Genomic DNA, 11,575 nt, shown 5'->3' on the forward strand with positions numbered 1-11,575 from the left:
GTTCGTCCCGTTCGGGAATCTCTGTTGGCGTTAACGTTCCCACTTGCACGGCCATCGGGGCTGCGGCATGACTGCACAATGACTCAGAACAGCCAAATCCTGTGTATCGGTTCGGTCCTGTGGGACGTGATCGGTCGATCCGCCAGCGCCATGCGGCAGGGATCGGACGTTCCGGGGCGCATCACCCGCCTGCCCGGCGGCGTGGCGATGAACATCGCCATGACGCTGGTACGCTTTGGCATGACTCCGACTTTGCTGACCGCCATAGGACGTGACCCAGAAGGCGATGAGCTGGTCCATGCCTGCGCCCGGTTGGGTATGATCACGGATCACATCTACCGCTCGCAGGACCTGCCCACTGATCGCTACATGGCGGTCGAAGGTGCCAATGGGCTGATCGCTGCAATTGCCGATGCGCACTCGCTGGAAGCTGCGGGCGCCAAGATCCTGCGTCCGCTGATGCACGGGCCGTTAGGCTACGAGAGCACACCGTTTGATGGCCCTATCGCGCTGGACGGTAACCTGACGCTGGATCTGCTGGAAGAAATTGCGCAAAGCCCGGCCTTTGCCCGCGCGGATCTGCGCGTTGCCCCGGCCTCGCCCGGCAAGGCCGAACGCCTGCAACCATTCCTCAAACACGCCCGCGCGACGCTCTATGTGAACCTGGAAGAAGCTGGATTGCTGTGCCAGCGCGAATTTGCAGATTCCGAAAGCGCGGCCAAAGGGTTGCTGGATCGTGGTGCGCTGCGGGTACTGGTCACCGATGGCGGCAGCTCGGCCACCGTCGGCAACGCCACGGAAATTCTGACACAAAAACCCCCATCCGTTCTTGTCACACGCGTGACAGGTGCAGGTGATACCTTCATGGCGGCCCATATCGCCTCTGAGACCAATGGCGCAGACAGCAACGCGGCCCTCAGCCGCGCCCTGCACGCCGCCGCAACTTACGTTTCCGGAGAAACCCCACTGTGATCGACATCCAATATTCCGCCGAGGTCCGCGCCGCCAAAGACGCAGGCCAACCCATTGTTGCGCTGGAAAGCACCATCATTACCCACGGCATGCCCTACCCGCAGAACATCAAGGTTGCGGCACAGGTGGAACAAGACATCCGTGACGCTGGCGCAGTGCCTGCCACCATGGCGGTGATTGACGGCAAGCTGCATGTAGGCCTTGAACCCGATCAGTTGAAGGCGCTTGGACTAGCGCAAGGTGTCGCCAAAGTCTCACGTGCCGATATGGCGGCGTGTATGTCAACCGGCGGCACCGGTGCGACAACCGTAGCTGCCACCATGATTGCCGCCCATTTCGCTGGCATCGAGGTCTTTGCCACGGGCGGTATAGGTGGCGTGCATCAGGGTGCCGAGACGTCGTTCGATATCTCCGCTGACCTGCACGAGCTGGGCCAGACCCCGGTCACTGTTGTGGCCGCAGGCGCCAAGGCTATCCTTGATCTGGCCAAGACACTTGAGGTTCTGGAGACACTGGGCGTCCCGGTCATTGCCCATGGTCAGGACGCGTTCCCGGCTTTCTGGTCCGCCAAATCGCCCTATGATGCGCCGCTGCGTATGGACAGCGCCGAAGCCATCGCCAAAGCACACGCGACGCGACGCGCGCTGGGATTGCCGGGCGGGCAACTGGTCGCCAACCCGATCCCGGCTGCCGATCAGATCCCGGCCGAGGAGCTGGCCCCGATCATCACCTCTGCCCAGGCTGATGCCGACGCGCACCGGATCACGGGCAAGGCCGTCACGCCATACCTGCTGCAACGGATATTCGAGAAAACCGAAGGCCGCTCGCTGATCGCCAATATCGCTTTGGTGCGCAATAACGCGCGGCTGGCGGCGGGAATAGCCAAGGCCCTGACAAACGGCGCGTAAACCTGCCCTATTGTACCAACGCCTCGGATTGCCTACCTAATTCCCCAAACCACTCGGGATTACAATGAACACACCCTTCGACGAAGAGCCTCACCGCCGCCCTGGCCTGTTTTCACGGCTCCGTGCGTCTTTTCTAACGGGGGTCGTGGTGATTGCACCGGTGTGGCTGACGATCTGGTTGATCTGGTCGGTTGTCGGCTGGATTGACAGCGCAGTTCTGCCCCTGATTCCGCAACGATTCCAACCTTCGGAATATGTGGGCATAAACCTACGCGGCGTCGGTGTGGTGATCTTCCTGATCTTCACCATTCTTGTCGGCTGGATCGCTAAAGGTATTTTGGGACGCTCACTGATCCACTTTGCCGAAAGTCTGGTCAATCGGATGCCAGTGGTTCGATCCGTCTATTCCGGCATCAAGCAGATATCGGAAACGGTTTTTGCCCAGACCGAGCGGTCCTTTGAAAAAGCCTGCCTGATTCAATACCCTCGCCGAGGCATCTGGGCGATTGGCTTTGTGTCCACAACAGCCAGAGGTGAAGTCGCCCAAAAGGCCGAGACCGGAGGCGAACTGCTCAGCATCTTCGTGCCCACGACACCGAACCCGACATCTGGTTTCCTGCTGTTTTTCCCCGCCGAAGACGTCATCATGTTAGATATGTCCATCGAAGACGCAGCCAAGCTGGTGATTTCCGCCGGGCTGGTCTACCCCAACGACAAAGATCCAATCCAGCCGCCCGAGTGATCAGCCGAACATCGCAGGCAAATCAAAGCTGCTGTTCTGGCCCAGATCGTCCTTGTGTCTGTACAAAAACCCATCCGCGGCATCGCGACCGGCCTTTTTCAGTTTATGCAAAATGACCGGATTCGGAACCGTCTTGGTTGCGACCGACAAACTGTTCATCAACTCATTATCCGCAATCATGTGGACCAGAACACGGCTCATCTCACCAGCTTCCAGCTTACCTTCCTTCAACAGGCGCTGAACGAAGTTGATCGCCCGCAATTCGCGAAACAACGAAGAGTTAAAGCTGATCTCGTTGATCCGGTTCTGGATCTGTTGCGGCGTTACCGGAACCTCATCACGTTCCAACGGATTGATATTCACGATCACGACATCATCCGGAAGGTCAGCATTGAACAAAGGATAAAGCGCCGGATTTCCGGTATACCCGCCATCCCAATAGGCCTCGGTCCGTTCGGTTTTCGGATCATAAATTTCAACTGCCTTGAACAAAGTCGGCAAACAGGCCGAAGCAAGGATTGCGTCGGTCGAAATCTCATCTCCCGAAAACACCCGGATCTTGCCGCTGCGCACGCAGGTGGCACACACGAACAGGCTCGGCCCCTGATCAGCGCAAACTTCGTCAAAGTTGAACCGGTCCACCACAGGCTCCAGTGGGTTGCTGTAAAATGGTCCGTAGGCATAGGGCGACACCATCCGCGACCAGGCGTCGCCGATGGAAAACGGCACAGAATACTCCATGGCCTGCGCGATCTGGGCAGGCTCCAACCCACGAAACCAATTGGCCATACGCATGTCGCCGATTGCACCCATACGCGCCCACAAACCGTTCAGCTGTTCCCGCGCGCCCTCTCGCCCGGCGTGAACCATCCCCGCCTTGAAGGCCGCACCATTCAGCGCCCCGGCCGAAGTCCCGGTGATCGCCGCAACCTCGATATCATCTTCGTCCAGCAGCCGGTCCAGAACACCCCAGGTAAAGGCCCCATGCGCCCCACCGCCCTGCAAAGCCAGATTGATCCGTTTCACGAGCCCACCCCTTCATCTTTTCCAAAATACTCTGGGGGTATGGGGGCAACGCCCCCATAAAACTTCACAAGGCCGTCCAGCCACCATCAACCGATATCGTTGTCCCGGTGATCTGCGCCGCCGCATCCGTGCACAGGAAGATCGTTGTGCCGCCAAGCTGTTCGACGGTCGCAAACTCCTTGGACGGTTGCCGTTCCAACAGAATGTTTTTCACCACGTCCTCACGGCTCATGTTGTATTCCTTCATCGTGTCGGGGATCTGGGCCTCGACCAAAGGTGTCAGCACGTAACCCGGACAGATCGCGTTACAGGTAATCGGCTCCTGTGCGGTCTCCAGCGCCACGGATTTGGTCATCCCGACAACCCCATGCTTGGCCGCCACATACGCGGTTTTAAAAGGCGAAGCCGTCAACCCATGTGCCGAAGCGATATTCACGACCCGGCCCCACCCAGCCTCGCGCATCAAAGGCAACGCAGCTGCAGTGGTGTGAAAGGCCGAGCTCATGTTGATCGCAATAATCGCGTCCCACTTATCAACCGGGAACTGCTCAATCGGTGACACGTGCTGAATGCCCGCGTTGTTCACAAGTATGTCACAAGCGCCTGCCTTTTCGATCAAGGCGCGGCATTCGTCGCCTTTGGACATATCCGCCTTGATGTAGCGCGCATTGGTGCCTGTCTCTTTTGCAATCTCAGCGGCCAGCGCGTGGTCTTCGTCCCGGTCCGTGAACGAGTTCAGAACCACGTCAGCCCCGGCCTTGGCCAGTTCACGCGCGACGCCCAGCCCGATGCCTGAATTCGATCCTGTGATGATTGCCGTTTTACCCGACAGGCTCATGACCGCTCTCCTTTTGCGTTAGAATGCGCACACAATGCCATGCTGCACCTGCAAAGAAAACGGGGAAACACTGGGGAGAAACGTCGCGCCCGCCCAGCATCCAACTGCGTAAAAAAAACGCCCGCACGAAGCGGGCGTTAAGTTATTGAGGCAGGTTTCATACAGGCAAGAAACCTATCGAGCAGTGCACCCTTTATAAGCAATTCCGCGCCTTCGTCCAAGCTAAAAGTTTGATAATAAGAAAAATCATGGCTACGGTGAATCCCAAACAAAATAAGGCCAGAGCAGGATTGTTTCCAAAATGAGCCCCGATTTTCTCCGTCCCGTTCGTACTATGATCACGGGAATCGCTTCCGTTTTTGCCGCCTCGATGGCCTCTGCAGAATCGGCCCATGGCATAGCTATGTATGGGGACCCGGCCCTACCACCGGATTTTGTGTCGCTGCCCTACGCAAACCCAGACGCGCCAAAAGGCGGCAAGGTCGTTTTCGGAAACACCGGTGGCTTTAACAGCCTGAACCCGTTTTTGCAAAAAGGCACGTCACCTTGGCAATTGCGATTTTGGACCCACGAGAGCCTGATGGGCCGGTCTTGGGACGAACCTTTCACTCTTTACGGGTTGTTAGCCGAATCAGTTGAGACGGCTCCGGACCGCTCTTGGGTCGAATTCACCTTGCGCGAAAACGCCCGATTCTCGGATGGCAGCCCGGTCACCGTGGACGACGTGATCTGGTCGTATGAAACTCTCGGCACCGAAGGTCATCTTCGGTATCGCGGGTTGTGGGGCAAGATCGACAGTATCGAGCAGACTGGTCCTCGGACAGTTCGGATCACGTTCAACGAGGCTGATCGTGAACTGGCCCTGATCGCCGGTCTGCGCCCGATCCTGCAAAAGGCACAATGGCAGGGCAAGGGTTTCGCCGACGCCCAGCTGCATGACGTGCCCATCGGGTCCGGGCCTTATGTGATCGATAGTTACGAGGCCGGGCGTTATGTGAACCTGCGCCGGAACCTGGATTATTGGGGCAAGGATATCCCGTTTCGCCGGGGCACCATGAATCTGGATGACATGCGGATCGAGTTCTATGGCGATGGAACTGTCCTTTTTGAGGCGTTCAAGGCCGGAGAGCTGTCCGCCGTTCGCGAATTCAACGCCGACAAATGGGACACGCAATACAACTTCCCGGCCGTTCAGCGTGGCGATGTGATCAAGACCGAGATCCCGCATGGCAAGCCTTCGGGTATGACCGGGTTCGTGATGAACACCCGCAAGGCGCCGTTCGATGACTGGCGCGTGCGCGAGGCACTAACGCTGGCCTTCAACTTCGAATTCATCAACGACACGATCACCGGCGGCGCGCAACCACGGATCACCTCTTATTTCTCGGGCTCGGATCTGGCGATGCAGCCCGGCCCGGCAAGTGGCAAGGTTGCGGACTTACTGCAGCCTTTTGCTGACGACCTCATGCCCGGCATGCTCGAAGGCTATGCGCTGCCGCAGGGCGATGGCTCGGCGCGCAATCGGTCCAATATCCGCAAAGCCTCGAAATTGCTGACCGAGGCAGGGTGGATCATTCAAGACGGTGTGCTGGTCAATCAGATGGGTAAGCCCTTCAAGATGACTATTTTGCTGCAACAGGGCGACAGTGAAATGGCAACGGCGGTCGAGATCTATGCCCGCGCACTGTCACGCCTTGGTATCCAGGTCATGACCGAACAGGTCGATAACGCGCAGTACACAGGCCGTACTGCCGAGCTGGATTTTGACCTGACGCCGTTTCGACGCGCCCTGTCCCTGTCACCGGGCAACGAACAGCGCCTGTATTGGGGCAGTGAGAATGCAAACGCCCCCGGAACGCGCAACCTGATGGGCGTGGCCTCACCCGTTGTGGATGGGATGATCGACGCCATGTTGACGTCCGAAACGCGCGAGGATTTCGTGGCCGCCACGCGGGCGCTGGACAGGGTTTTGACTGCGGGCCGCTATGTGATCCCGATCTGGAGCTTCGATGTCGGACGCATCGCCCATGACAGCGCGCTGAAGTTCCCCAAGACATTGCCGATCTATGGCGACGGGCCGCAATACATGCCCGAGGTCTGGTGGCACGACGGGTAACGGCTCAGCACGGCGGTCCAAATATGCGCGCTGTATGACGGCAGATCTTGGAAGTATAGGTACGGCGAATTTGAACATCACCCGAGCCAGACATCAAACGCTGAAGGTACGTGAGCAGTGATTTTGCAGTCTCAGCGCTTGATTAAGTCGACCACGCGCAGTTTTCGGCAAGAAACGGCACATACGTTTCAAACACCATATGTTGTCGGTCACTGACGCTCGGCGCCTATATTTTGGCCGCACCGCTAATTCTTGTCAGTACAGCTGGATGAAACCCAAACACTCTGCCAAAAGGCCTCAGAGCCGCCATACCAACATCATGTGCAACCCGGCCAGAAATCCAATATTATTATTATTGTCTGATACATAGATTGGACCGGTCCTGTTCAGAAATAGGCAAATGGATCAGCCATGATGCACTCTCGTTGCCAGTACGCTCACGAGTCATCGGATGTCTCAAAGGTGGCTCATTTCCCAAAAACCTGCAGTCCACCAGCTGCGGCATTTTGTCATGTCTCACGTTAGGTCAACCCATCCGTACCCTATTCAAGGGGAGAGCAGTCCTGAAGCCAACACAAGGAAAGCTCGTACATGCTGAACTGGACCGATCTGACGCAAGACTGGAGCACGTCTTTTGCGCGCGCCAAGCGCCGTTTCCCGAACCTGCGCGATCAGGACATGGCGCGTATCTCAAAGGATCGGAAACGGTTCGAGGCCTATCTTGCCGAACGCCACCACCTGACGGTCAACGAGGCGCACGAAGAGGTTGAGGACTTTCTGTTTACAGAAGGTCTGAACCGCGAACTTGTCCGCGCGCCCTTAGGCAAGTGATGTCACCCACAGGATCGTTGCGTCTTCGTCACTGACGGAAACCACGTTGTGCCCCATGCTGCCATCGTAATAGGCGCTGTCGCCCCGTCGCATTTCCACCGGCTCATAGAATTCGGTATAGAGCTGCACGACGCCGGTCAGAACATAAAGGAACTCTTCGCCGTCATGGCGCACCCAGCCGTCAAACTCATCCATTGACCGCGCGCGAACTCGGGCGCGATAGGGCAGCATCTGCTTTTTCGTCAGTGTTTCGGCCAGCAACTCATGCTCATACGTCGTGGTGGCATGGGCCGCGCCCTCCCCCATCCGGGTCACCGACATACGTCCGATCACCTGATCGCGTTGAGGCGGGGTGAACAACTGTGGCACCGAAATCTCCAAACCCGTCGCCAGCTTTTTCAGCGCATCGTAAGTGGGCGACATCTGCCCGTTTTCGATCTTGCTCAGCGTCGACCGGGCCAGACCAGCCTGACCAGCCGCTTGCTCCAGCGTCCATTCGCGCGCCTTGCGCAATTCACGTACCCGCGCGCCAAGGTCCAGCGGTTCGAGTTCCATGTGATCGCCCGTATCACGAGCGATGCGGATGAGGGATTTGGGATCTTGGGTGCTCATGCGCCTTTCTATAGGGCCAGCCAGTCGCGCTTGCAACGCGCCATGCACCGAGATAGCCAGTCACCATGTTGTCGATTTTTGATCAGGGCCCACCAATACCCTGCCCCGCACCGTTTAATCTGGCTGCGCACGTCTTGCGCCGCGCGAACGAATGCTCGGATAAAACCGCTCTCTCCGTCTTGCGCACAGATGACGCCGATGACTGGGCGTATCGCGAACTGCAGGCCGCCATTCTCGGCACCGGAACAGGGTTGCTGCAGGCCGGTCTGAACCCCGGAGATATCGCGCTGATGCGGCTGGGAAACACGGTGGATTTCCCGATCGCCTATCTGGGCGCGATTGCGGTTGGCATCGTACCCGTCCCAACGTCGTCGCAGCTTACCGCGCCTGAAACTGCCCGGATGATTTCGGATCTGTCGCCCGCCGCCATTTTACGTGACCCCGCAGTCGCGTGTGCGCCACACCCATTTCAGATCGGCTTGGCGGAACTGACCGCCATGCGGGATCTACCCTCTGCCGATTACGATTTGGGCGACCCTGAGAGGTTGGCCTACGTCGTCTACACCTCTGGAACGTCGGGCAAGCCGCGCGCCGTCGCTCATGTTCATCGTGCGATCTGGGCGCGACAGATGATGGTGGACGGATGGTATGGTCTGCGTGACACCGACCGCCTGTGCCATGCAGGTGCGTTCAATTGGACTTACACACTGGGTACCGGGCTGATGGACCCATGGACCATCGGCGCCACGGCCTTGATCCCAGAACCCGGCACTGACATCACATCTTTGCCCGACCTGCTGCGCCAGCACCGCGCGACGATCTTTGCGGCAGCCCCCGGCGTGTTTCGAAAAATGCTATCCGACGCGGACCGGATCAACCTGCCAGACCTCCGCCACGGCCTGTGTGCCGGGGAAAAGCTGTCCCGACACCTTCACGAGCATTGGCATAGCGCAACGAAAACCGAACTGTATGAAGCATACGGTATGTCCGAATGTTCGACCTTCATTTCGTCCAGCCCGACACATCCCGCGCGCGGCGATGCGCTGGGTCAGCCGCAGCCCGGCCGTCGGGTGGCCATCCTTGGGCCGGATGGCCCAGTGTCGCAGGGACAAGAAGGAACAATCGCCATTCATCGCTCAGACCCGGGCTTGATGCTGACCTACCTCAACGCCCCGCAAGAGGTCGATGAGAGGATGCAGGGGGACTGGTTCCTAACCGGTGACCAGGGGGCCATGGCAGAGGACGGTCAGGTCACCTATCTGGGCCGCGATGATGACATGATGAACGCAGGTGGCTACCGCGTCTCGCCGGTCGAGGTCGAATCCGTCTTGTCCCGCTGTCCCGGCATCACGCAGGTTGGCGCTGCGGCGGTGGAAGTCAAAGAGGACACATTTGTGATAGCGGCATTCTATTCCGGGCCGGAAAAGCTGGACGATGCCGACTTGCGTGCCTATGTCCAAGCAAACCTCGCGCGGTACAAGCAACCGCGCGCCTTCGTTCACCTGCCTGCGCTGCCAACTGGTGGGAATGGTAAACTCCTGCGCCGGGCTCTGCCGGCCTATTTCAAGGCGTCCACCGAATGACCCAGACCGTCAAGCTCGATATCCTGTCCGATCCGATCTGCCCGTGGTGCTATATAGGTAAGGCCCATCTGGACAAGGCGCTGGCTGCTGTTCCGAACCATCCGTTCGTTATCGAATGGCACCCGTTTCAGCTAAACCCCGACATGCCGGACGCAGGCATGGACCGCCGGGACTATCTGGAAGGCAAGTTTGGCGGCAAGGAAGGTGCCGTCCGTGCCTACGCGCCGGTGGTTGAAAACGCTGAAAAAGCCGGCCTCAAAATCGACTTCGAGGGCATGAAACGCACCCCCAATACGTTGGATGCGCATCGCCTGATTCACTGGGCCGGGATCGAGAGCAAGCAAAACGCCGTCGTTGATGCGCTTTTCCAGGCCTATTTCGTGCAGGCCCGCGACATTGGCGACCCAGAGGTACTTGCAGATATCGCCGACAGCGTCGGCATGGATGCCGCTGTCGTCATGAAATTGCTGAAGTCAGACGCTGATCGTGAAGATATCCGCAAGCGGGACGTCCATTCGCGTGAAATGGGCGTCAGCTCGGTCCCGACGTATATTGTCGCCAATCAACACGCCGTTCCCGGCGCGCAACCCCCTGAAATGTGGGGAAAAGTAATTGGTGAAATCATGTCTCAACTTGAGGCCTCTCCTGCAGAATAGCACATAGGTCTGTGCAAATTTCCGGTCTGGCGCAACCCGATCCGCCGTGATAGCGCGAACGGGTTAGGAGACCTTCATGGCCAACCGCATGTCGAAGGCGGAGTTCATTGCGTTGATCGCAATGATGTTCGCCACCATCGCATTTTCGATCGACTCGATGCTGCCCGCCCTGCCTGAGATCGGCGCACAGCTGAGCCCGGATGACGTGAACCGGGCGCAGTTGATCCTGACATCCTTTGTGTTGGGCATGGGGATCGGGACATTTTTCACAGGGCCGATCTCGGACGCAATCGGACGCAAGCCGGTCATTTTCGGTGGCGCAGCTTTGTACATTCTGGCCTCTGCCGTTGCCTGGGCCAGTTCCTCGCTCGAGCTTGTTCTGGCGGCGCGCGTTGTTCAAGGGCTGGGTGCTGCCGGCCCACGCGTTGTTGCAATGGCCATCATCCGCGATCTCTATTCCGGGCGCGAGATGGCACGGATCATATCGATCGCCATGATGATCTTCACGCTTGTCCCGGCAATCGCCCCTATGCTGGGTGCGGGTGTGATCGCCCTGTTCGGCTGGCGCGGAATCTTCGTCTCGTTCATTCTGTTTGCCCTGATCGTCATAACTTGGATGGGTATTCGCTTGCCCGAGTCTCTGGCAAGCGAGAACCGACGCCCATTTCGCCTGCCGCTGATGATCGCCGCCACGCAAGAGATGTTCGCCCATTCAACCGTGCGCCTGTCGATCATGGTTCAGACGCTGTGTATGGGCATCCTGTTTACTATGCTCACGATGGTGCAGCCGATCTACGACGTGGTCCACGGCAGCGCCGACAGCTTCCCGTTCTGGTTCGGGTTCGTGGCCCTCATGTCCGGTTCGGCCAGCCTGCTGAACGCCGCATTGGTGGTGCGCGTGGGCATGCGCCGGATGGTTACCTGGGCATTGGGGGCACAGATCATGATCACAGCCCTGGTGATTGCCTTGAACAGGGTAGACCTATCGCCCGACGCCTCATTTGCATTGTTTGTCTTCTGGCAAACCACCATTTTCTTCATGGCGGGCGTCACCATGGGCAACCTGAACGCCATCGCGATGGAGCCGATGGGCCACATTGCGGGCATGGCAGCCTCAGTCATCGGATCGGTGGCGACGGTTTTGGCGGCTGCGATAGCCGCCCCTGTTGGGCTGCTGTTCGATGGCTCTCTGACACCACTGACCACCGGCATTCTGACCATGTGCGTCATTGCCTTTGGCCTGATGGTTCACATGGGTCGGATTGAAAACAGACTGCCCGCCTGACCTGTG

The 11,575-nt window shown here is 58.5% G+C and carries 11 protein-coding genes; 8 read left to right on the forward strand and 3 right to left on the reverse strand.

Annotated elements, in window-relative coordinates; translation table 11 throughout:
* The first annotated feature begins 78 nt into the window (after positions 1-78).
* The 3 genes from HW561_RS06390 (at position 79) to HW561_RS06400 (ending at position 2,622) form a co-directional block, all read left to right on the forward strand.
* A complete protein-coding gene (locus HW561_RS06390) occupies positions 79-972 on the forward strand; it encodes a PfkB family carbohydrate kinase (RefSeq protein WP_176862851.1) in 894 nt (297 codons plus the stop codon).
* Positions 969-1,880 (forward strand): pseudouridine-5'-phosphate glycosidase, encoded by a 912-nt coding sequence (locus HW561_RS06395; RefSeq protein ID WP_176862853.1) that lies wholly within the window; start codon positions 969-971, stop codon positions 1,878-1,880. Before HW561_RS06390 ends, HW561_RS06395 begins: the two co-directional genes overlap by 4 nt.
* A 64-nt stretch (positions 1,881-1,944) precedes the next feature.
* A complete protein-coding gene (locus tag HW561_RS06400) occupies positions 1,945-2,622 on the forward strand; it encodes a DUF502 domain-containing protein (protein WP_176862855.1) in 678 nt (225 codons plus the stop codon).
* Here HW561_RS06400 and HW561_RS06405 read toward each other — a convergent pair whose 3' ends face one another.
* A complete protein-coding gene (locus HW561_RS06405; protein ID WP_176862857.1) occupies positions 2,623-3,648 on the reverse strand; it encodes a patatin-like phospholipase family protein in 1,026 nt (341 codons plus the stop codon).
* A gap of 64 nt (positions 3,649-3,712) precedes the next feature.
* Entirely contained in the window at positions 3,713-4,486 is a 774-nt protein-coding gene (locus HW561_RS06410) for a 3-hydroxybutyrate dehydrogenase (protein WP_176862859.1), read from the reverse strand.
* Positions 4,487-4,787: 301 nt separating this feature from the next.
* On the opposite strand from HW561_RS06410, the gene HW561_RS06415 reads away from it, so the two are divergent.
* Positions 4,788-6,602 (forward strand): extracellular solute-binding protein, encoded by a 1,815-nt coding sequence (locus HW561_RS06415; protein WP_176862861.1) that lies wholly within the window; start codon positions 4,788-4,790, stop codon positions 6,600-6,602.
* Between the two features lie 591 nt (positions 6,603-7,193).
* Positions 7,194-7,433 (forward strand): hypothetical protein, encoded by a 240-nt coding sequence (locus HW561_RS06420; RefSeq protein WP_176862863.1) that lies wholly within the window; start codon positions 7,194-7,196, stop codon positions 7,431-7,433.
* On the opposite strand, the gene HW561_RS06425 is transcribed toward HW561_RS06420, so the two are convergent.
* On the reverse strand, positions 7,422-8,045 hold the full coding sequence (locus HW561_RS06425) for a helix-turn-helix domain-containing protein (RefSeq protein WP_176862865.1): 624 nt from the start codon (positions 8,043-8,045) through the stop codon (positions 7,422-7,424). The two genes, HW561_RS06420 and HW561_RS06425, sit on opposite strands and share 12 nt — an antisense overlap.
* A 65-nt stretch (positions 8,046-8,110) precedes the next feature.
* On the opposite strand from HW561_RS06425, the gene HW561_RS06430 reads away from it, so the two are divergent.
* The 3 genes from HW561_RS06430 (at position 8,111) to HW561_RS06440 (ending at position 11,569) form a co-directional block, all read left to right on the forward strand.
* Positions 8,111-9,628: a class I adenylate-forming enzyme family protein gene (locus tag HW561_RS06430; protein ID WP_176862867.1), complete on the forward strand. Its 1,518-nt coding sequence runs from the start codon at positions 8,111-8,113 to the stop codon at positions 9,626-9,628.
* Positions 9,625-10,284 carry a DsbA family oxidoreductase gene (locus HW561_RS06435; protein ID WP_176862869.1) on the forward strand — a complete coding sequence of 220 codons (660 nt, stop codon included), beginning with the start codon at positions 9,625-9,627 and terminating at the stop codon, positions 10,282-10,284. The genes HW561_RS06430 and HW561_RS06435 overlap by 4 nt, the downstream gene beginning before the upstream one ends.
* 76 nt (positions 10,285-10,360) lie before the next feature.
* The gene (locus HW561_RS06440) at positions 10,361-11,569 is read left to right on the forward strand and encodes a multidrug effflux MFS transporter (protein WP_176862871.1); all 1,209 of its coding nucleotides are present in this window, start codon (positions 10,361-10,363) and stop codon (positions 11,567-11,569) included.
* Positions 11,570-11,575 lie beyond the last annotated feature (6 nt).

Origin of the sequence: Ruegeria haliotis (assembly GCF_013377785.1) — a bacterium.
GTDB classification, from domain to species: Bacteria; Pseudomonadota; Alphaproteobacteria; order Rhodobacterales; family Rhodobacteraceae; genus Ruegeria; species Ruegeria haliotis.